Raw genomic sequence first — 20,034 nt, forward strand, 5'->3', positions numbered from 1 at the left:
TGGAGAAGAATGATGGATAAATTTTCAATTCATCGTGTACCCTTGCATCCATCTATTCGCACAATACAACCTAAGCCAATTCAATCGCAGCAATCCTTTAAAGCTCATTTACAGGAGGCTGCAAAGCAAGAACTAAAGGTGAGCAAACATGCGCATGAACGGATCATTGAACGTAAAATTGACATCTCTGAACAAGAATGGCAGGTAGTATCGGATAAGGTATTTGAAGCACACTCAAAAGGTGTCAAACAACCATTAGTCTTGATGGATCAAGCAGCTTTAATTGTCAGTGCTAAAAATGCTACTGTCATTACAGCAATGGATCGCACGGAGGCAAAACAACAGTTATTTACAAATATTGATGGCACGATTGTGCTGTAAAGGCTGGACCTTCTTATGTAAGGAAGCCTTGGTGATGCTGATTGATAGAGGCACACCTATAAAAAACGAAGGGAGAACGAAAACTTATGTTACGTTCTATGTATTCAGGTATTTCAGGTCTTAAAAACTTCCAAACGAAGCTAGATGTTATTGGTAATAACATCGCAAATGTTAATACTGTTGGCTTTAAAAAGGGGCGTGTTCTTTTTAAAGATTTAATGTCTCAAACACAAGCTGGTGCATCTGCAGCAACAGCTACACGAGGTGGTGTTAACCCACAACAAGTTGGTTTGGGTTCTCAATTAGCTGCTATTGATACAATACATGGTGGCGGCTCATTACAAGGTACTGGGCGTGGACTTGACTTAGGGATTGAAGGAGATGGCTTCTTCATGGTAGCTGACGCAAATGGAGCTCCAGACCCAGATAGTGGTTTTATTGGCGAAGAAGGTTTCAATAATACCCTATTTACTCGTAATGGTGTTTTCTATATGGATAGCAATGGCTATATAGTAAATGCTGATGGTAAATATCTAGTAGGAGTATCTGCTGGAGAAGAAATTGTTATGGAAACTGATGACGATGGTATCAATCCAGATGAAGCACCAGTCGCTTCTGGAGATGAAGGTGCTAACTTATTTGATGATGATGGTGTACTAGACCCAGACGATGGTGAGGTAGGGCCAATCCGTATCCCAACGACTGCTAAAGAAATTAGCATCGGAGCTAATGGTACGATTGAATATGTGGACCTAAACGGTGATCGTAAATGGGCAGGACAGCTAATTATGGCTAAATTCCCAAATGCGGGTGGTCTTTCTAAGGTTGGAGGAAACTATTACCAACAAACAGCAAACTCTGGTGCTGCCTATGCACAAGTAGCCACTGTTGCAGGGATGGGTAAAGTAGTACCTGGCACAGTAGAAATGTCCAATGTAGACTTATCAGAAGAATTTACAGAGATGATTGTGGCTCAACGAGGTTTCCAAGCGAATACTCGTATTATTACAACATCAGATGAAGTGTTACAAGAGCTAGTAAACTTAAAACGATAATGATTATATAGTTCTTTAATTCATAACAGGTGTTTGATAAAACATATTTTCATATGAGGGAGGGTCGGGCCGGCTCTCACGCTAGACCCGGCCCTATTTCAATGATCGAACTAACACGTCTTAATGGCAAAGCATTTACATTAAATGCTTTATACATAGAAACAGTCGAATCGTTTCCAGATACGACTATTACTTTAACAACTGGAACAAAAGTAATTGTTTTAGAGAGTGAAGATGAGGTGCGACAAAAGGTAACTGCCTTTTATAATAATATACAAATTTTATCCAACCCGCATCTACGAGGTGAAAAAGATGAAGAATAATAAAATGTTAACAATGATTATTATTTTGCTAGTAGCAGTCATACTGATTGGCGTTATTTTATTTGTATTGCTTACACAATTTAATAAGCCAACAGGAGCTGTTGAGCCATCCATTGATGAGATTGTAGAATCCTCTGTGGAGGTACCTGAAATCACGACGAATCTTGCAGATAACAGAGTTGTACGCTTGTCATTAAAAATTCAAACGACAAGTAAAGATGCTGCTACAGAATTAACAAAGCGTGTTTTCCAAGTGCAAAATATTGCCATTCAAGAGCTTTCTGAAATGGAGCAAAAGGATTTAGAGGGTAAGCAAGGGAAACAAATTTTCCAAAAATCATTAAAAACAAGGTTAAATGAATTGATGCAAGAGGGAGAAGTTCAGGAAGTATATTTTACCTCCTTCATCACTCAATAAAACAGAAACTGCTTGAAATGGAGGTGGGCAAATGGCAGGAGATGTGTTATCTCAATCCGAGATAGATGCGCTGCTTTCCGCTATATCAACTGGGGAAATGTCAGCTGACGATATAAAAAAGGAGGACGAGGGACGCAAGGTTAAAGTTTATGACTTTAAACGAGCACTTCGATTCTCAAAAGATCAAATCCGAAGTTTGACCCGAATACACGAAAACTTTGCACGACTATTGACAACCTTCTTTTCTGCACAGCTTAGAAGCTATGTACAGATTACGGTTGCATCGGTAGACCAAATACCATTTGAAGAGTTTGTACGTTCGATTCCGAATATGACACTCATTAATGTGTTTGAAGTGCCACCATTAGATGGTAATATATTGATGGAAATAAATCCGAACATTGCCTATTCCATGTTAGATCGTCTAATGGGCGGTAGTGGGGCAAGTCATAGTAATGTAGATAACTTAACAGAAATTGAAACAAAGATTATGACAAACCTTTTTGAACGCTCATTCGACAATTTACGCGAGGCATGGGAAAATGTTGCAGAAATTGATCCAATATTAGTGGAGCTTGAAGTAAATCCACAATTTTTACAAATGATCTCACCAAATGAAACAGTGGTCGTAATTTCGTTAAATACGATTATTGGTGAGACAAGCGGTATGATTAACATCTGTATCCCGCATGTTGTGTTGGAGCCTATTGTTCCAAATCTATCTGTTCGCTACTGGATGCAGACAAATACAAAAGAGATGTCTCCAGAGCAAACAAAAATGCTGGAAACACGTGTGAAACAAGCACAATTACCACTTTCAGTTGAACTGGGTCTGTCGGACATTACCATTGAGGATTTCCTTACAATGCAAATTGGTGATGTTATACAATTAGATCAAAAAATCGAAGATCCATTAATACTGAAAGTTGGAACATTGCCAAAATTCACGGTTCAACCAGGTAAGCAAGGCAAAAAATTAGCAATCCAGATTATCGACCCTTTGAAAGGAGGAGACGAAGATGAGTGATGAAATGCTCTCCCAAGAAGAAATTGAAGCGTTATTAAGGGGCGAGACGTTGGAAGATAAAAACAGCGACACTGCAGCTTCTTCAAATGATGAGACTAATGATTTAAGAGTTGAGGATTACCTTGATTCGTTTGCACAAGATGCATTAGGTGAGGTAGGTAACATTTCTTTCGGAAGTTCTGCTACAGCACTTTCTGCGTTATTAGGTCAAAAAGTAGATATTACTACTCCAAGTATTTCCATGATAAACCGTAATAAATTAGAAGAGGAGTTTCCTCATCCTTATGTGGCTGTACAAGTGGAATATACGATTGGTTTAACAGGTATGAATTTACTTGTTATTAAACAATCGGATGCAGCCATTATTGCTGATTTAATGTTAGGTGGCGATGGTTTAAATCCGAAGCCAGACTTAGGTGAAATTCAACTAAGTGCTGTTCAAGAGGCTATGAACCAAATGATGGGTTCAGCGGCAACATCGATGTCGACTGTATTTAATAAAAAAGTGGATATTTCTCCACCGACTATTGATTTAATGAATATTTCACAGGATGAAGGCCGTGACAATATTCCAGAAGACGATTTATTAGTTAAAGTATCCTTTAGACTACGCATTGGTAATTTAATTGATTCAAATTTAATGCAATTATTACCGCTTAAATTTAGTCAAAACATTGTAAAATCTCTTTTAGGTGAAACAGAGTCTATTGAAGAACCAGTAGCTGCAACGATTGCCCCTGAGGCACCATCAATTGCAGCGCCACCAGTTCAACAACAAGCACCTGTAACACCACCACCTGCACAACCAGTATATCAACAGCAGACAGCACCAACACAGCAACCTATTTATCAAGAGCAACCACAGTTTACGCAACCAGCAAGACCTGCACAACCTGTGAATGTGCAACAAGCACAGTTTGCTAGCTTTGATCCAAATGTAATCTCTCAATCTGAAGCTAGAAATTTAAATATGCTACTTGATATTCCATTGCAAGTTACTGTAGAGTTAGGACGTACGAAACGTTCTGTTAAAGAGATTTTAGAACTATCGAGTGGTTCAATTATTGAGCTAGACAAATTAGCGGGGGAGCCTGTTGATATTTTAGTCAATAGTCGTTTAATCGCTAAAGGTGAAGTCGTTGTTATTGATGAAAACTTTGGTGTCCGTATTACAGATGTTTTAAGTCAAGCAGAGCGTTTAAATAATTTAAGATAGTTTCAATTGGAGGAGTTAACCATGTCTAAAAGAATTTTAATTGTAGACGACGCTGCATTTATGCGCATGATGATCAAGGATATTTTATCAAAAAATGGATTTGAAGTTGTTGGAGAGGCAGCAGATGGCTTACAGGCTGTTGAAAAGTACAATGAATTAAAACCCGATTTAGTAACAATGGATATCACAATGCCTGAGATGGACGGTATTGCGGCTCTTAAAGCGATTAAGGGAACAGATCCAAGTGCAACTGTAATTATGTGTTCAGCCATGGGACAACAAGCAATGGTAATCGATGCAATTCAAGCTGGCGCGAAAGACTTTATCGTGAAGCCTTTCCAAGCAGATCGTGTAATTGAAGCGATTCAAAAAGCACTGGGATGATTGTATGAGAATGTTAAAATCATTTCGTTTCACGATGATTTTCGCATTTCTTGTATCCTTCCTGTTTTTGTACCCGACACCAACTTCTGTTTATGCGGATGCTGATACGAATAGTGTCACTGATTGCATTGAAAACCCAGAAGCTTGTAATGGAGATACTACCGATCCAGCTGCTAAACAAGAAATAAATGTATCAGCAGCTGGAGATATATCTGCATGGGAATACATAAAAATGGTTTTGGCGCTTATTTTTGTTGTAGCTTTATTTTATGGATTGATGAAGTTTTTAAATAAACGAAATTTAAACTTCCAACGTAATCAAATGGTACAAAATTTAGGCGGTTTATCGTTAGGTGCTCAAAAGTCAGTTCAGCTTTTACAAGTAGGTAAATCATTGTATTTAGTAGGGGTTGGAGAAGATGTGCAACTGTTACGTGAAATTACTGATCCTGAAGAAGTTGAAGCATTGCTAGCACTCTATAACGAAAGGCAAGAACTTGCAACAACATCACCGTATATTGCAGAAGTACTTTCTAAGTTTAAGAAAAAAGAGCAAGTGAGTATGCACAATGAACAAAAGCAAGATTCATTTGGCAAACTATTTGAAAAAAAGATATCTGAAATAAAACAGGAGCGTAGTGATGAGATAGAGAGATGGAAGCAAAAGGAGAAGGATGATAAATGAATGATTTAATCAATGTTTTTTCCAATAGCGATCCAACCAACGTCTCTACATCTGTTAAGCTCCTACTGTTACTAACGGTTTTATCTCTTGCACCGAGTATCTTAATATTAATGACATCTTTCGCTAGAATTGTCATTGTCTTATCCTTTGTGCGGACGGCATTAGCGACACAGCAAATGCCACCAAATCAAGTGATTGTTGGTCTAGCACTATTTTTAACGTTCTTTATTATGGCACCAACTTTTCAAGAGGTGAATAAAGAGGCATTACAGCCGTTATTTGCTGAAGAGATTGGTTTAGAAGAAGCATATGATCGTGCTAGTGCACCATTTAAAGAGTTTATGAGTAAGCATACAAGGCAAAAAGACCTTGAATTATTTTTATCTTATAATCAAGCAGAAAAACCAGCATCAGTGGAGGAAATCCCACTAACAATGCTCGTCCCAGCATTTGCTTTAAGTGAAATAAAAACAGCATTTCAAATTGGTTTTATGATTTTTATACCATTCCTTGTCATCGATATGATTGTTGCGAGTACTTTAATGTCGATGGGGATGATGATGTTACCACCAGTAATGATTTCCTTGCCATTTAAAATCTTATTATTTGTTCTGGTCGATGGCTGGTATCTAGTCATGAAATCGTTACTACAAAGTTTTTAGGGGATGATACAGTATGACAGGTGAATTGGTTATTTCCATAGCAGAACGTGCCATTATGATTATCCTTCTAACAAGCGGTCCGCTATTATTAGTTGCTTTAATCACTGGTTTAGCGGTAAGTATCTTTCAAGCAACAACTTCGATACAAGAGCAAACATTAGCATTTGTACCCAAAATTGTCGCTGTCCTAGTGGCCATCGTATTCTTTGGCCCATGGATGTTATCTCAAGTTACTAGCTATGCGAGAGACATATTCGAGAATTTAACACGTTATATAGGGTGAGTCCATGAATGAATTAATTCCACATTTAACGGTTTTCTTATTAGTACTTGTGCGTGTTTCAGCATTTTTTGTTACGGTCCCCTTTTTTTCATATAGGACCATTCCGCCACAAGTCAAAATTACTCTCGCACTGGTATTAGCTTGGATGATGTACTATACAATTGATGTTGAGCCATTGGTCTTCAATGATGAATACATATTATTAGTGATGAAAGAAGCACTTGTTGGACTATTGCTTGGTCTTATGGGCTACATCATCATGTCTGCAATACAAATTGCAGGAAGCTTTATTGATTTTCAAATGGGATTTGCCATTGCCAATATTATTGATCCACAAACAGGTGCGCAAAGCCCATTAATTGGTCAGTTCTTTAATATGCTAGCACTTCTTTTTTTATTAGCGATTGATGGCCATCATATGATTCTGAATGGAATTTACTATAGCTATCAATTTTTACCGATGGATCAATTTCCAAGATTTGCTAGTGAAAGCTTACCGAAATTTATTATGACGACTTTCACAGCCGTTTTCGCGATAGCATTTCAGATGGCTGCTCCTGTTGTGGCGACCTTATTTTTAGTCGATTTAGCTTTAGGAATAACAGCAAAAACAGTACCGCAATTAAATATTTTTGTGGTCGGTTTTCCGATTAAAATCGGAGTTAGTTTTTTAGTAATGTTTACAATGATGGCTGTGATGATTCAAGTTATTCAAAAGCTCATTACGATTATGATCTACGGTATACGGGATTTAATGGCCATTTTAGGTGGTGGATGATATGAAGCTACTACTAAGTTTAGATATCCAGTTTTTTGCAGGTGAAAAAACAGAAAAGGCAACCCCTAAAAAACGTCAGGATGCTCGAAAAAAAGGGCAAGTTGTAAAGAGTCAAGATATTTCTAGTGCCATTGTCATGCTTATGGTATTTATCTTTTTATTTTTCTTTGCTGGCTCCTTGCGTGATGAATTATTAGCTTTTTTTAGACAAACATTTATTCATAACATACGCATCGAAAAATTAACGATTGATAGTGTGATGCGCTTATTTACAGAAACATTGATACAGATGGCTTTTATTATTGTGCCCATCATGGCGATTGCTTTTGTTGGAGCTCTTGCGGGTAATTTCCTGCAGTTTGGCTTTTTATTTACATTAGAACCAATGAAATTTGATTTAAAAAAGATGGATCCTATTAAAGGGTTAAAAAAAATATTTTCTGTTAAGGCCATTGTTGAACTGCTGAAGTCGGTCTTAAAGATTGGCTTTATAGGAAGTGTCACAACAATTATTATTTGGACAAACCTACCAGAAGTTTTGGCTTTATCTTTTAAAAGTCCATGGATGACGCTCATTACAGTAGGGAAGCTTGTCGGCATAATGGGTATAGCCGCATCTTTAGTTTTACTTTGTGTATCCGTTCTGGACTGGATGTATCAAAAACATGAGTATGAAAAAAATCTTAAAATGTCTAAGCAAGATATTAAAGATGAATATAAAAATAGTGAGGGTGACCCGCTGATTAAATCCAAAATCAAACAACGTCAACGCGAAATGGCGATGCGTCGTATGATGTCAGAGGTGCCGAATGCAGATGTTGTTATCACCAACCCTACTCACTATGCGATTGCCCTCAAATACGATGAGGACAATATGGATGCCCCACGTATCGTTGCGAAGGGGACAGACTTTGTCGCCCAAAAAATTAAGCTGATCGCCAAAGAGCATGATGTCATAATGGTTGAAAATAGACCTTTAGCACGTGCGATGTATGATCAGGTAGAAATTGGTGATCAAGTACCAGAGGAATTTTTTAAGGCAGTAGCAGAAATACTCGCTTATGTTTACCGTATTAAGCGAAAAATTTAAAGCTTTTAAGTAGGAGGGACACAAATGAAAGTTCGCGATATTGGGGTTTTAGGTGCGGTTATTTTAATCGTTGCGATGCTCATCATCCCTCTTCCTCCGTGGATGTTAAGTTTCTTAATTGTCATTAATATTACATTAGGATTAATTGTACTGCTAACAGCAATGAGTATGAAGGAAGCATTGGACTTTTCTATCTTCCCATCGGTCATTTTACTGTTAACCTTGTTCCGATTAGGACTAAGTGTTTCCACAACCCGTGCTATTTTAGCAAATGGTGATGCAGGGTCAGTCGTTGAAACCTTTGGTGATTTCGTAGTTGGCGGGAATGTTCTTGTTGGTTTAGTTGTCTTCTTAATTCTAGTGTTAATTCAGTTTATTGTAATTACAAAGGGCGCGGAGCGTGTAGCTGAAGTAGCAGCACGTTTCACACTCGATGCAATGCCTGGTAAACAAATGAGTATTGATGCTGACTTAAATGCAGGGGTCATTTCCGAAAAAGAAGCACGTGAACGACGTGAAAAGGTATCGGGAGAAGCAGACTTCTATGGAGCGATGGATGGTGCCACAAAATTCGTAAAAGGGGATGCCATTGCCTCAATGGTAATGGTTATTATCAACCTATTATTTGGGATCATTATCGGGGTAGTGCAAATGGATCTTCCATTTGCAGAAGCAGCAACTCATTTTTCTAAACTAACAGTTGGAGATGGTATTGTATCCCAAATCCCGGCTTTACTTATTTCAACAGCTACAGGGATTGTTGTAACCCGTGCCTCTTCAAAAGGAAGTCTTGGCCAGGATATAACAGGACAATTATTTGCTCAGGCAAAGCTTCTTTATGTAGCTGGTGGAACGATTATCTTACTTGGATTATTTACACCAATTCCAGATTGGATAACGATTCCAATTGGTGCGTCACTCATTACAGGAGCATATATGATGGGGCGTAAGAAGCCAGAGGATGAAGAGGAATTACTTGAAATTGAGGAAGAAGTGGCAACAGATGGCATGAAGAGCCCTGAAAATGTTGTGAATTTATTAAATGTGGACCCGATCGAATTTGAATTTGGTTATGGATTAATACCTTTAGTAGATGCTACACAAGGTGGGGATTTATTAGATCGTGTTATTATGATTCGACGACAGCTAGCATTAGAATTAGGTATCGTCATCCCAGTTGTTCGTATTCGAGATAATATTCAGCTGCAACCAAATGAATATCGTATTAAAATAAAAGGGAATGAAATGGCACGAGGCGAGCTCTTATTAGATCATTATTTAGCGATGAGCCCTGGTGATGATGACTCTATTGAAGGAATTGATACTGTGGAGCCATCATTTGGACTACCAGCGAAATGGATTACGGAGCAAGTGAAAGAAGATGCCGAAATGTATGGTTACACAGTTGTTGATCCACCAAGTGTGGTGTCAACACACTTAACAGAAATCATTCGAGCAAATGCACATGAGTTACTAGGACGCCAAGAGACGAAGCAGTTAATCGATCACTTACGCGAAACACATCCTATTTTAGTCGAAGAATTAACACCGACTCCTTTGTCTACTGGAGAAATCCAAAAGGTACTTGGCAAGCTTCTTCGAGAAAATGTGTCTGTACGTAACTTACCTATAATTTTTGAGACATTAGCAGACTATGCAAAATTAACGAGTGATACAGATATTTTAACGGAGTATGTCCGTCAAGCATTAGCACGTCAAATTACTGCACAATATGTTGGAGATAGTTCAGCATTAAAGGTGATTACGGTGTCAGGTAAAGTAGAAAAAATGATTGCTGATAGTATTCAACAAACGGATCACGGAAATTATTTAGCAATGGATCCTCAAGATTCTCAAACCGTTTTAGAGACTATTGCAGCAGAAGTAGAGCGTGTTTCCTTTATGGAGCAATCCGCTATCATTTTATGCTCTCCAGCAGTTCGTATGTATTTACGACAATTGACGGAGCGTTATTTCCCTCAAATTCCAGTTCTCTCTTATAATGAGCTGGATGCTTCAGTTGAAATTCAAAGTGTTGGGGTGGTGAATGTTCAATGAAAATGAAAAAATATTATGCATCATCCATACCAGAGGCGATGAAGCAAGTGCGGGCAGAATTAGGTGAGGACGCAGTCATTTTAAATTCAAAAGTAGTCATCACAAAGAAATTTTTCGGTATGATTAAAAAGAAAAGTTTTGAAGTGGTCGCGGGAGTTGATGTTATGGAGCCAAGTTATGTGGCTCCAGCACCAGCTGTACTACCTGTAGAAACAAAAGAAAATGCAAGGTTACAAGAGATTACAAATGCTATTCAAGCAAAAGTCCATCAAGAGCCAACACCACATGTTGCAGCAGTGCATGAGGATACTAGCATCTCTGAAGAATTGAGGAAGGAAATTGCAGATTTAAAATCTTTAATGCAATCGATGCATAAAAAGACCACCCAAGCTCAATATCCCGATGAACTCTTCCCCTTCATTGAATACTTAAGACAGCAAGAGCTAAGTGAAGAGCTCATCACAACGATAGGTGATGAGCTTTTTATGCATTTCAAAGAAGCGTCAGAAATAAATTTTTCACAATGTAAATTAATAACGAAAAATTTACTACGTAAGCAGCTAGAGGCCCTTCCTGTCGGAGGATTGTCCTATGAAAGAAAGTATATAAATGTTTTAGGCCCAACAGGAGTTGGAAAGACTACAACGATTGCTAAAATGGCAGCGCGAGCTGTGTTAGAAAAAAAGAAAAAAGTCGGCTTTATTACGACCGATACGTATCGAATTGCTGCCATAGAACAGCTAAAAACATATGCAGGTCTTTTACAGGCTCCAGTTGAAATTGCTTATAATGCGACCGATTTCGAGCAAGCAATCCAAAGTTTATCCCATTTAGATTTGGTGTTTATTGATACAGCAGGTCGCAATTATAAAGAGGTCAAGTATGTGGATGATCTCCAACGTCTCATTAAGTTCGATGATCAAGCAGAGTCTTACTTAGTCCTTGCTATGACAACGAAAGAAAAGGATATGGAGAACATTGTAGACCAATTTAAGCAATTACCAATTGAAAAATTCATTTTCACAAAAATTGATGAAACAAATTCTATTGGCACAATGATCAATTTAATGATTAAATATAATAAAGGACTTGCTTACTATACGAATGGTCAAGAAGTACCAGAAGATATTGAGGAAGCTGATTTAGAAGCAGTACTTAATTTGTTTTTTCAAGGTGAAGAAAAATGAGAGACCAAGCTGAAACATTACGCTTGAAAATGATGAGGCAGCAGGGCGAACTAGGTAGAGCCATCGCAGTTGTCAGTGGCAAAGGTGGAGTAGGTAAAAGTAACTTCACCATGAATTTTGCTATAACCTTGGCCCAAAAGGGAAAAAGAGTTGCCATTGTAGATATGGATATTGGGATGGGGAATATTCATATTTTAATTGGGAAAAATGCTTCTTATAGTTTGAAAGACTATTTAGAAGGAAATAAATTACTAGATGAGGTAATATTTGAAGGACCTTATGATCTAAAGTATATTTCAGGTGGGTCTGGTATGACGAGCGTTCTAGATTGGTCACAAAGTATGTTTGAGCGATTGATTCATGCCTTTGAACAGCTTCAAAAAAACTATGATTATATTTTATTTGATATGGGGGCTGGTGCGACAAATTGGTCATTAGACTTACTGACATCCATTGATGAAATTATTGTCATTTCAACAGCGGAGCCTACTTCTATAACAGATGCGTACTCCATGATGAAATATATTCATGTACGTGATCCAGAGAAGGAGTTTTACATTCTTTGTAACCGTGCTTTTAGCAAAGAAGAAGGAATTGAAACGAATGAACGTTTAAAAATAACGATGAAACGTTTTTTAGACAAAGAAATAACCATTCTAGGTTCATTACCTGAAGATCCAGTTGTGCGTAAGGCTGTGCGTGAGCAAGTACCATTCTCGCTTGCTTATCCAGACGCACTAATATCAAAGACATTACAACTTATAGTCGTTCGTTTTATGGAACATCGTGCAGAGGAAATACACGCACATGAACAAACAGCTAAAAAATTTTTATCGAAACTCAGAAGTATTTTCTCGAAAGGGCGTGATTAATTGGACTTTTTACATAAAAGCAAGCTATTAGTTGTGGATGATTCTGCTTTTATGAGAAAGCTAATTAGTGACTTTTTTGTTGGCAACTCTAAGGTGGAAGTAGTTGGAACGGCACGAAATGGAAAAGATGCGATCAAAAAAATACAGTCGTTGAAGCCAACAGTTGTGACAATGGATATTGAGATGCCTGAAATGAATGGGCTCGATGCTTTAAAAGAAATTATGATTCAATGTCCAGTTCCTGTAATAATGCTCTCGAGTACCACTCAACGTGGGACAGAAAATGCAATAGCAGCAATTGAGAGTGGCGCAGTAGATTTTGTCGCAAAGCCAAGCGGAACCATTTCTCTTGATTTACATAAAATCCAAAATGAGCTTGTTCACAAAGTAGAGCAAGCGGCAATGGTGCCGATTTCCAAACTGAAAAAACCTTCTGGTAGTAAAAAACAACAAGAACCAGTGACAAGAGCGAGTACCGTAGTAAAGGAGCCACAACAGCATGGACGAACACCAACTCTTATGAATGTTGCTGCTAGCAATGTAGCTACATCAAAGCCACTGGTAGAATGGAGTAAAGTTGGAAAGAAAATGGTGTTAATTGGTACATCAACCGGAGGACCTCGTGCACTTCAGGAGGTCATTACTAAAATTCCTAAGTCCATACAAGCACCTATATTAATTGTTCAGCATATGCCAGCTGGATTTACTAAATCACTTGCTACTCGTCTGGATCAGCTAAGTGAAATTGCTGTAAAAGAAGCGGAACAGGGCGATATATTGCAAAATGGAGTAGCTTATATTGCACCGGGTGGTTATCATTTAAAGCTGAGAAAAGTAGGAACGACTTTTGGCATTGTTCTTGATAATCAGGAAGCACCGAGATCAGGCCATCGCCCTTCTGTAGATGTAATGTTTGAAGATGTTAGTCAATATAAGGATTTTGATAAAGTGGCAGTCATTATGACTGGTATGGGCCATGATGGTTCTAATGGACTGAAAGCATTGAAAAAAAGTGGTAATGTCATAGCTATTGCAGAATCAGCCGAAACTTGCATTGTATATGGTATGCCAAAAGCAGCAGTAGAAACGCAACTTGTTGATGAAGTTGCAGATGTAGATGATATTGCACAAACAATAATGAAATATTTGCCTTAAAAGGGGTGTCCTCTTATGGAAGTCAATCAATATTTAGAGATGTTTATCGAAGAAAGTAAAGAGCATTTACAAGCATGTAGTGAACATTTATTAGAATTAGAGAAGAATCCAGATGATTTGGCCATTGTTGGGGAAATATTCCGCTCTGCCCACACGTTAAAAGGTATGTCTGCCACAATGGGCTTTGAAGATTTAGCGGATTTGACACATAAAATGGAGAATGTTTTAGATGCTATTCGTAATGAGAAAATCCATGTCACACCTGAAATACTAGATGTTGTCTTTGAATCTGTTGATCATCTAGAAGAAATGGTGATGGATATTGCGAACGGTGGAGATGGTAAACGTGATGTTTCATCAACTGTTGCTCAACTGAAGCGCATTGAATTAGGTGAGGAAGCAGTACCAGAAGTGGTAGCAACAGTGGCACCAGCAGTCGTTGCAAGTGTTTTAGAATATGATAGCTTTGAACAAACAGTTATTACACAATCATCTGAACAAGGCTTCAATGCATTTGAAATTGCAGTTACATTACGTGAGGATTGCCTATTAAAGGCTGCACGTGTATTTATGGTGTTTGAAATTTTAGAAAAAGATGGAGATGTCATTAAGTCCAGTCCATCTGTTGAAAAGCTTGAAGATGAACAGTTTGATCAACAATTCTATGTTGCTTTTGTGACAAAAGAAACAGCCGAAGATATGCAGAAAAAAATAATGAAGGTTTCAGAGGTTGATGAAGTCGTTGTGACAACAATTGACCTGAAGAAATTTAGTGAAAAACAATATGAAGCCCATCAGGAAGTAGCAGCAACAGCAGTGGTAGAAGCAGAACCAACACCAGCAGCTACGCCTGCGAAAGCTGAACCTGTTGCGGCACCAGCCAAAGCAGCAGCACCAGCTAAAGCTGATAAAGCTCATGCACCTGTAGGGAATAAAACGATTCGTGTAAATATTGAACGTCTTGATATTTTAATGAACTTGTTTGAAGAGCTTGTCATTGATCGTGGTCGACTACAATCGATCGCTACAGAAGTGAATCATGGTGAGTTAAATGAAACAGTAGAGCGCATGAGTCGTGTGATGGGTGATCTACAAACAATTATTTTAACGATGCGTATGGTACCAGTGGAAACAGTATTCAACCGATTCCCAAAAATGATTCGTCAGCTATCGCGTGACTTAAATAAAAAGATCAACCTAGAAATCATCGGTGCAGAAACCGAGTTAGATCGTACGGTTATAGATGAAATTGGGGATCCACTAGTTCACTTAATCCGTAATTCTGTGGATCATGGGATTGAGAATCCGACGGCTCGTCGTGCAAAAGGTAAGCCAGAAGAAGGAACAGTTGTCCTACGTGCGTATCATAGTGGAAACTATGTCTTTATTGAAATTGAAGATGACGGCGCGGGCATTAATCGTGAAAAAGTACTAGCGAAAGCTATTTCAAAAGGCATTGTGACACAAGAACAATCATATTCAATGTCTGATAAACAGATTAATGAGCTTATTTTAGCTTCAGGCTTCTCAACTGCCGATGTCATTTCTGATGTTTCTGGTCGTGGGGTAGGTTTAGATGTTGTGAAAACAACGATTGAATCACTTGGTGGTAATATTTCAATTGAATCTACACAGGATGTTGGATCTATCTTCTCGATTCAATTACCACTGACATTATCGATTATTTCAGTCATGCTGGTGGAGATTGAAAAAGAAATTTATGCAATTCCACTATCTTCTATTATTGAAACATCTATTATCCGTTCATCAGAGATTATGAATGCGCATAATCAAAAAGTAATCGACTTCCGTGGCAAGGTTGTTCCATTGGTATTCTTAGAGGAAATCTTTGAGGTTCCTCGTAAAGAGTCACAAGATGAAGAATTCCATTCAGTTGTAATTGTTCGCAAAGGTGAAAAACTTGCTGGTCTAGTAGTGGATTCTTTCATTGGACAACAAGAGATTGTCTTGAAGTCATTAGGAAATTACTTAACAAATATCTTTGCCATTTCAGGTGCAACGATTTTAGGTAATGGTAAAGTAGCCTTAATTGTAGATTGTAACGCACTAATTAAATAAGGTGAATGAATAAGAGAGGTGTAAAGTATGACAAACGCAGTGGAACAAGAAAGTATTAAAGTAATTGTCTTTCAGCTAGCAGATAAAGAATATGCAATTCCCGTGTCCCATGTACAAGGAATTGAAAAATTAATGCATATTACGCGTGTACCGAAAACCGTGAAATATGTGAAAGGTGTAATCAATCTACGAGGTGTTGTTACACCAATAGTCGATTTACGTGAACGCTTTGAACTACCTGTTTCTGAACATGAAGAAACAACACGCATTATCATTATTTCATTAGAAGATATGGAAGTAGGTTTTGTTGTAGATTCAGCGAACGATGTTATTGATATTCCAGCAAGTGCAATTGAACCGCAACCAGAGGTCGTTGGCTCACTTGAAGAAGAATTTATTTCAGGTGTTGCCAAAGTAGAGAAACGATTATTAATCTTGTTACATTTAGAAAAAGTATTAAATCCACTAAAGTAGGGATCGATAATGACATTTAATCAAAAGATTACATCGCTACATTTAGATGTATTAAAGGAAATTGGAAATATTGGTGCTGCGCATGCCGCGACAGCACTTTCCAATTTACTTGGGAAAAAAATTGATATGCGCGTTCCAAAGGTAGAAATGGTGTCCTTTAACGAAATGATGGAACTGGCTGGCGGATCTGAAAACGTTGTAGTTGGTATTTACCTTCGTATTGAAGGAGATGCTGAAGGAAGTATGTTCTTTATTTTACCTATCGAGCAAGCAAATCGCTTTATCCGTCGTCTTATTTTTGATGATACATTTGACTTTAAAAAGCAACCAGTTTCAGAGCTAGGCTTATCAGCTATGCAAGAAATGGGCAATATTTTATCGGGCTCCTATTTATCTGCCTTATCGGACTTTACCAATTTGAAAATTTACCCAACAGTACCTGGTCTAAGTGTAGATATGTTTGGCGCTATTATCAGTATTGGTTTAATCGAATTATCACATGTAAGTGATAATGTTATTGTGATAAATACATCCATTTTTGAAGAAGGTGTAGAAGACCACGAAACGGTGAGAGGTCATTTCTTCCTGCTTCCCGATCCCGACTCATTCGATGCAATTTTTAAAGCATTAGGAGTTTCATGATGATGTTAAGCAGCAGTAGTGGACAAGTAATTAAAGTGGGAATTGCACAAATGGATGTAGTAAAGTTACCTAACACCATTCGAACTTCTGGTCTTGGTTCTTGTGTGGGCGTTATTTTATATGATGAGTCAAAAAAAATTGCTGGTTTAATCCATGTGATGTTACCAGATTCAAGCTTAGGTAGAGCTGAGTCAATCAATGTGGCAAAATTTGCAGATTCAGGTATTGCAGCAATGATAGATTTATTAAAATTAGAAGGCGTTCAAAAATTTAAACTAAAGGCAAAAATTGCAGGGGGGGCGCAGATGTTTCAATTTACATCTGACAAAGATACGATGCGTATCGGTCCCCGCAATGTAGAAGCAGTTAAACATGAGTTAAAGAGACATGGAGTACCTTTAGTGGCCGAGGATACTGGTGGAAATAGTGGTAGAACGATTGAATTTAATCCTGCAACGTCGATATTACATATTCGAACAGTTAACCAAGGAGTGAGCGAAATCTAATGTTTGGTTCTATTTTTTACAATCTATGGGGAGCATTAATTGCTTTTTCAATTTATTTTTTCAGTACATTTCAAAAACCATCTACTCCCCTTCGCATCATCATCAGCGCTTTTGTTGTAGCAATTATCGTCTTTATCGCTATGTATATAGTACGTTTTTTAATTGCTTACATCATGTTTACGCCAGAGGCTAATGAAGAAGTGGATGAAGATGGTCTAACAGATCATGAACTTGATGCTACTGATGGCGCAAAGCAAGAAGCTCCAGCAGTTAATTCAACGGTTGAATTCCAAGATGAAAATTCCGAGGAAATTGCTCAAGTAGTACGAACGATGATGAATCGAGAAGAAGAGCAACAAGTGAATGCGTAAAAATGAGTCGCGAATAGCGGCTCTTTTTTTATTGGGCATTTGAAGGCTTTATTATACGAGAAACTCAAAAGCTCAGGCTAGCTTATTAGCGCACTTTATTACAGGAGGAAAACCACCGCTTAATGAAGCAGATAAGCAAAAATGGTCAAAAGGAGGGGGAGGGCGAACATGGTATTAGTAATGGGCTGAAGCAATCGCTCGTAGATCTCAATATTCAATGGAAAAATTATTTCTAGCTCTATAGCACGTTTTTGAAACGACAATTGGTGCATTGTGGATGCAATGTAGGTATTATAACCTTTTTGTTCAATGTCATAGTTATGATGCACCTTAGCATCGAATTAAATAGCGTCCTAAATTATAAGTTTAATTCTGTAGACAAATTTTAGAACTGTATCCAACTGTTCATCATAACAAGGGTACAGTTTTTCTATGAGATTAAAAAATTAAGGAATATATTAGAGAGTAAGAGAAACAAATGAAATTATAGTCGATTCTTGTTATAATATAGGAAAGATGGCAACTGCTTATCGAGTTTTTAACTATTCGAAGCTCACGTCTAGATTAGCTTTAATGTGGATTTTTTACAAAGATTAACCGAAAAATCCTGTTGAATGATTAATTTTATGAGCGCAAATAGTCAGTGGCAAACGGGCGCGTAAAGCGTTTTTAGAGAGGTGGATTTCATGACACAACCAATTCTGAACGATGAGCAAAAACTATGGAATCGCTGGATTCATGAGCGTGATCCAGATGCTGGTGATTTACTTATAAAAAAATATATTTCTTTAGTATCTTACCATGTCCAACGTATTGGTGCGGGTTTGCCAAAGAGCGTATCACGAGACGATTTAACGAGTTTAGGCATGGTAGGGCTTTTTGATGCATTAAATAAATTTGATATTAACAGAGATTTAAAATTCGATACATATGCTTCGTTTAGAGTAAGAGGCGCTATCATTGATGGTTTACGTAAGGAAGACTGGTTACCGCGTTCAGCGCGTGAAAAAGCCAAAAAATTAGATGCTCAAATTGAACAATTAGAGCAAAAATATATGCGTCATGTAACACCTGAGGAACTTGCGGAGCATATGGAAGTATCTGTTGAAGATGTGTATCAGACAGTGCAAGAGCATTTTTTTTCAAATGTTCTTTCCATTAATGAGCAACAGGATCAAGAGGAAGCGGACGGTAAGTCATTTGTCATCCGAGATGATACGACAAAAACACCTGAGCAAACTGTTATTAAATCGGAGTTATTAGGTGACTTAGCTGAGAATATTCAAAAGCTCAATGAAAAAGAACAGCTTGTACTTAGTTTATTTTACACAGAGGAATTAACTTTGACTGAAATTGGTGAAATGCTTGAACTGTCAACATCACGTATTTCACAGATTCATTCAAAAGCGCTATTAAAGCTACGAAAGCTATTATCAAGTGAAATGATTAATGCGTAAATATCCTTGAGGGAGAGATTCCAATGAGTTTAAAAGGTGTCGAATTACAAATTGCTATTCCAAAAACATTTGAAGCGGGGAAAATGGCAGATCAGGCACAGCAACAAGCATTAGCCCAACAGGCACACGCAAATGAAGCATTAAAAAAAGAAGTAGAGCGCAAGCAAAAAATTGTCAATACAACAGAAGGTATGGATGAAATTAGTGAGGATGAGGATGCAGGTGGCGAATATTTAACAGGTATTCATAAAAAGAAGAAAAAGAAGCAGGGTCAACAAGAAAAACAGGCACAACATCCGTTTAAAGGGAATTTCGTGGATTTTAGTGGATAGGAGTTTACAATGACAACCATACTAATAGCGTTACTATTCTTTTTACAGCTACTTTCATTTTACTTCCTTATTATTTTAAATACAAAGCTAGCAAAATTTAAGGATTTAGAAAAGAAGCAAGAACGTTTAATGAGGGAAATGGACGATACGATTACGGCTTATTTAGCAGAAATGAAAGATGAAAATGACCGTCTTATTAAAGAGTTACAAAATGTCAAACAGCCCGAAATAGCGGCGAGTAGCTTGCAGCAAATAGAACAAAGTGTGACACCAATGGAACAGTCGTCTTCGGATTTAACCCAAGGGACTAAAAGTGATAGTTCGCTAAGTTTAGATAAAGATTCTCGTATCTACGTACCTAAAAAAATTGTAGCAAATGCTTATTCACGTCAGCAACATACTGGTGCAAAAAAGGCACAAGCAGTGCCATCTCCAAAAGAGGAGATGGCAAGTCTACCTGAAAAAGAAAAAATGCTGACGGTGGAACAGCAAGCGCTAGAATTAACAAAGCAGGGAAAATCGGTAGAGGAGATAGCGAAACAACTGCAAAAGGGGAAAACAGAAATCGAGCTTTTACTGAAATTTCATCACTAAATTGT

24 protein-coding genes are annotated in these 20,034 nt (G+C 37.8%); all 24 read left to right on the top strand.

Annotation, left to right across the window (positions count from 1 at the left end):
• Positions 1 to 12: 12 nt before the first annotated feature.
• Positions 13 to 381 (top strand): TIGR02530 family flagellar biosynthesis protein, encoded by a 369-nt coding sequence (locus tag MHI22_RS21540; RefSeq protein WP_058843517.1) that lies wholly within the window; start codon positions 13 to 15, stop codon positions 379 to 381.
• Between the two features lie 86 nt (positions 382 to 467).
• Positions 468 to 1,436: a flagellar basal body rod protein FlgG gene (flgG, locus tag MHI22_RS21545; RefSeq protein WP_036124729.1), complete on the top strand. Its 969-nt coding sequence runs from the start codon at positions 468 to 470 to the stop codon at positions 1,434 to 1,436.
• A gap of 101 nt (positions 1,437 to 1,537) precedes the next feature.
• Entirely contained in the window at positions 1,538 to 1,759 is a 222-nt protein-coding gene (locus tag MHI22_RS21550) for a flagellar FlbD family protein (protein WP_036124831.1), read from the top strand.
• On the top strand, positions 1,749 to 2,177 hold the full coding sequence (gene fliL, locus MHI22_RS21555; RefSeq protein ID WP_036124726.1) for a flagellar basal body-associated protein FliL: 429 nt from the start codon (positions 1,749 to 1,751) through the stop codon (positions 2,175 to 2,177). Before MHI22_RS21550 ends, fliL begins: the two co-directional genes overlap by 11 nt.
• Positions 2,178 to 2,208: 31 nt before the next feature.
• Positions 2,209 to 3,204 carry a flagellar motor switch protein FliM gene (fliM, locus tag MHI22_RS21560; RefSeq protein ID WP_036124724.1) on the top strand — a complete coding sequence of 332 codons (996 nt, stop codon included), beginning with the start codon at positions 2,209 to 2,211 and terminating at the stop codon, positions 3,202 to 3,204.
• Positions 3,197 to 4,420, top strand: a complete 1,224-nt coding sequence (gene fliY, locus MHI22_RS21565; RefSeq protein WP_058843505.1) for a flagellar motor switch phosphatase FliY — start codon at positions 3,197 to 3,199, stop codon at positions 4,418 to 4,420. Before fliM ends, fliY begins: the two co-directional genes overlap by 8 nt.
• A 21-nt stretch (positions 4,421 to 4,441) precedes the next feature.
• Positions 4,442 to 4,804 (top strand): response regulator, encoded by a 363-nt coding sequence (locus tag MHI22_RS21570; protein WP_004269288.1) that lies wholly within the window; start codon positions 4,442 to 4,444, stop codon positions 4,802 to 4,804.
• Positions 4,805 to 4,814: 10 nt separating this feature from the next.
• Positions 4,815 to 5,489 carry a flagellar biosynthetic protein FliO gene (locus MHI22_RS21575; protein ID WP_230593865.1) on the top strand — a complete coding sequence of 225 codons (675 nt, stop codon included), beginning with the start codon at positions 4,815 to 4,817 and terminating at the stop codon, positions 5,487 to 5,489.
• Complete coding sequence (gene fliP, locus MHI22_RS21580) at positions 5,486 to 6,151, top strand: flagellar type III secretion system pore protein FliP (protein ID WP_036124231.1); 666 nt, start codon at positions 5,486 to 5,488, stop codon at positions 6,149 to 6,151. The genes MHI22_RS21575 and fliP overlap by 4 nt, the downstream gene beginning before the upstream one ends.
• A 13-nt stretch (positions 6,152 to 6,164) precedes the next feature.
• Entirely contained in the window at positions 6,165 to 6,434 is a 270-nt protein-coding gene (gene fliQ / locus MHI22_RS21585) for a flagellar biosynthesis protein FliQ (protein ID WP_036124229.1), read from the top strand.
• A gap of 4 nt (positions 6,435 to 6,438) precedes the next feature.
• A complete protein-coding gene (gene fliR, locus MHI22_RS21590; protein WP_036124227.1) occupies positions 6,439 to 7,212 on the top strand; it encodes a flagellar biosynthetic protein FliR in 774 nt (257 codons plus the stop codon).
• Between the two features lies 1 nt (position 7,213).
• The gene (flhB, locus tag MHI22_RS21595; RefSeq protein WP_036124225.1) at positions 7,214 to 8,302 is read left to right on the top strand and encodes a flagellar biosynthesis protein FlhB; all 1,089 of its coding nucleotides are present in this window, start codon (positions 7,214 to 7,216) and stop codon (positions 8,300 to 8,302) included.
• Between the two features lie 24 nt (positions 8,303 to 8,326).
• On the top strand, positions 8,327 to 10,360 hold the full coding sequence (gene flhA / locus MHI22_RS21600; RefSeq protein WP_340812643.1) for a flagellar biosynthesis protein FlhA: 2,034 nt from the start codon (positions 8,327 to 8,329) through the stop codon (positions 10,358 to 10,360).
• On the top strand, positions 10,357 to 11,547 hold the full coding sequence (gene flhF, locus MHI22_RS21605) for a flagellar biosynthesis protein FlhF (protein WP_058843506.1): 1,191 nt from the start codon (positions 10,357 to 10,359) through the stop codon (positions 11,545 to 11,547). The genes flhA and flhF overlap by 4 nt, the downstream gene beginning before the upstream one ends.
• The gene (locus MHI22_RS21610; RefSeq protein WP_058843507.1) at positions 11,544 to 12,419 is read left to right on the top strand and encodes a MinD/ParA family protein; all 876 of its coding nucleotides are present in this window, start codon (positions 11,544 to 11,546) and stop codon (positions 12,417 to 12,419) included. Before flhF ends, MHI22_RS21610 begins: the two co-directional genes overlap by 4 nt.
• On the top strand, positions 12,420 to 13,574 hold the full coding sequence (locus tag MHI22_RS21615; RefSeq protein WP_082673691.1) for a protein-glutamate methylesterase/protein-glutamine glutaminase: 1,155 nt from the start codon (positions 12,420 to 12,422) through the stop codon (positions 13,572 to 13,574).
• A gap of 15 nt (positions 13,575 to 13,589) precedes the next feature.
• A complete protein-coding gene (locus MHI22_RS21620) occupies positions 13,590 to 15,653 on the top strand; it encodes a chemotaxis protein CheA (protein WP_036124212.1) in 2,064 nt (687 codons plus the stop codon).
• Between the two features lie 27 nt (positions 15,654 to 15,680).
• Positions 15,681 to 16,127, top strand: a complete 447-nt coding sequence (locus tag MHI22_RS21625) for a chemotaxis protein CheW (RefSeq protein ID WP_036124209.1) — start codon at positions 15,681 to 15,683, stop codon at positions 16,125 to 16,127.
• A gap of 9 nt (positions 16,128 to 16,136) precedes the next feature.
• Positions 16,137 to 16,769, top strand: coding sequence for a chemotaxis protein CheC (locus MHI22_RS21630; RefSeq protein ID WP_036124206.1), 633 nt, complete (start codon positions 16,137 to 16,139; stop codon positions 16,767 to 16,769).
• The gene (locus MHI22_RS21635) at positions 16,769 to 17,275 is read left to right on the top strand and encodes a chemotaxis protein CheD (protein WP_369802726.1); all 507 of its coding nucleotides are present in this window, start codon (positions 16,769 to 16,771) and stop codon (positions 17,273 to 17,275) included. The genes MHI22_RS21630 and MHI22_RS21635 overlap by 1 nt, the downstream gene beginning before the upstream one ends.
• Positions 17,275 to 17,646 carry a hypothetical protein gene (locus MHI22_RS21640; RefSeq protein ID WP_036124203.1) on the top strand — a complete coding sequence of 124 codons (372 nt, stop codon included), beginning with the start codon at positions 17,275 to 17,277 and terminating at the stop codon, positions 17,644 to 17,646. Before MHI22_RS21635 ends, MHI22_RS21640 begins: the two co-directional genes overlap by 1 nt.
• A gap of 686 nt (positions 17,647 to 18,332) precedes the next feature.
• The gene (locus MHI22_RS21645) at positions 18,333 to 19,103 is read left to right on the top strand and encodes a FliA/WhiG family RNA polymerase sigma factor (RefSeq protein WP_036124200.1); all 771 of its coding nucleotides are present in this window, start codon (positions 18,333 to 18,335) and stop codon (positions 19,101 to 19,103) included.
• A 23-nt stretch (positions 19,104 to 19,126) separates the two neighbouring features.
• Positions 19,127 to 19,435, top strand: coding sequence for a hypothetical protein (locus MHI22_RS21650; protein WP_036124197.1), 309 nt, complete (start codon positions 19,127 to 19,129; stop codon positions 19,433 to 19,435).
• Positions 19,436 to 19,444: 9 nt separating this feature from the next.
• Complete coding sequence (locus tag MHI22_RS21655) at positions 19,445 to 20,029, top strand: hypothetical protein (RefSeq protein ID WP_036124194.1); 585 nt, start codon at positions 19,445 to 19,447, stop codon at positions 20,027 to 20,029.
• The last annotated feature ends 5 nt before the right edge of the window (positions 20,030 to 20,034 follow it).

The organism is Lysinibacillus sp. FSL L8-0312, assembly GCF_038003285.1.
Classification (GTDB): Bacteria; Bacillota; Bacilli; order Bacillales_A; family Planococcaceae; genus Lysinibacillus; species Lysinibacillus fusiformis_D.

Coding starts and splice junctions, on each gene's coding strand:
- MHI22_RS21540 (WP_058843517.1), top strand. CDS start 13: ATGGATAAATTTTCAATTCATCGTGTACCCTTGCATCCATCTATTCGC.
- flgG (WP_036124729.1), top strand. CDS start 468: ATGTTACGTTCTATGTATTCAGGTATTTCAGGTCTTAAAAACTTCCAA.
- MHI22_RS21550 (WP_036124831.1), top strand. CDS start 1,538: ATGATCGAACTAACACGTCTTAATGGCAAAGCATTTACATTAAATGCT.
- fliL (WP_036124726.1), top strand. CDS start 1,749: ATGAAGAATAATAAAATGTTAACAATGATTATTATTTTGCTAGTAGCA.
- fliM (WP_036124724.1), top strand. CDS start 2,209: ATGGCAGGAGATGTGTTATCTCAATCCGAGATAGATGCGCTGCTTTCC.
- fliY (WP_058843505.1), top strand. CDS start 3,197: ATGAGTGATGAAATGCTCTCCCAAGAAGAAATTGAAGCGTTATTAAGG.
- MHI22_RS21570 (WP_004269288.1), top strand. CDS start 4,442: ATGTCTAAAAGAATTTTAATTGTAGACGACGCTGCATTTATGCGCATG.
- MHI22_RS21575 (WP_230593865.1), top strand. CDS start 4,815: ATGTTAAAATCATTTCGTTTCACGATGATTTTCGCATTTCTTGTATCC.
- fliP (WP_036124231.1), top strand. CDS start 5,486: ATGAATGATTTAATCAATGTTTTTTCCAATAGCGATCCAACCAACGTC.
- fliQ (WP_036124229.1), top strand. CDS start 6,165: ATGACAGGTGAATTGGTTATTTCCATAGCAGAACGTGCCATTATGATT.
- fliR (WP_036124227.1), top strand. CDS start 6,439: ATGAATGAATTAATTCCACATTTAACGGTTTTCTTATTAGTACTTGTG.
- flhB (WP_036124225.1), top strand. CDS start 7,214: ATGAAGCTACTACTAAGTTTAGATATCCAGTTTTTTGCAGGTGAAAAA.
- flhA (WP_340812643.1), top strand. CDS start 8,327: ATGAAAGTTCGCGATATTGGGGTTTTAGGTGCGGTTATTTTAATCGTT.
- flhF (WP_058843506.1), top strand. CDS start 10,357: ATGAAAATGAAAAAATATTATGCATCATCCATACCAGAGGCGATGAAG.
- MHI22_RS21610 (WP_058843507.1), top strand. CDS start 11,544: ATGAGAGACCAAGCTGAAACATTACGCTTGAAAATGATGAGGCAGCAG.
- MHI22_RS21620 (WP_036124212.1), top strand. CDS start 13,590: ATGGAAGTCAATCAATATTTAGAGATGTTTATCGAAGAAAGTAAAGAG.
- MHI22_RS21625 (WP_036124209.1), top strand. CDS start 15,681: ATGACAAACGCAGTGGAACAAGAAAGTATTAAAGTAATTGTCTTTCAG.
- MHI22_RS21630 (WP_036124206.1), top strand. CDS start 16,137: ATGACATTTAATCAAAAGATTACATCGCTACATTTAGATGTATTAAAG.
- MHI22_RS21635 (WP_369802726.1), top strand. CDS start 16,769: ATGATGTTAAGCAGCAGTAGTGGACAAGTAATTAAAGTGGGAATTGCA.
- MHI22_RS21640 (WP_036124203.1), top strand. CDS start 17,275: ATGTTTGGTTCTATTTTTTACAATCTATGGGGAGCATTAATTGCTTTT.
- MHI22_RS21645 (WP_036124200.1), top strand. CDS start 18,333: ATGACACAACCAATTCTGAACGATGAGCAAAAACTATGGAATCGCTGG.
- MHI22_RS21650 (WP_036124197.1), top strand. CDS start 19,127: ATGAGTTTAAAAGGTGTCGAATTACAAATTGCTATTCCAAAAACATTT.
- MHI22_RS21655 (WP_036124194.1), top strand. CDS start 19,445: ATGACAACCATACTAATAGCGTTACTATTCTTTTTACAGCTACTTTCA.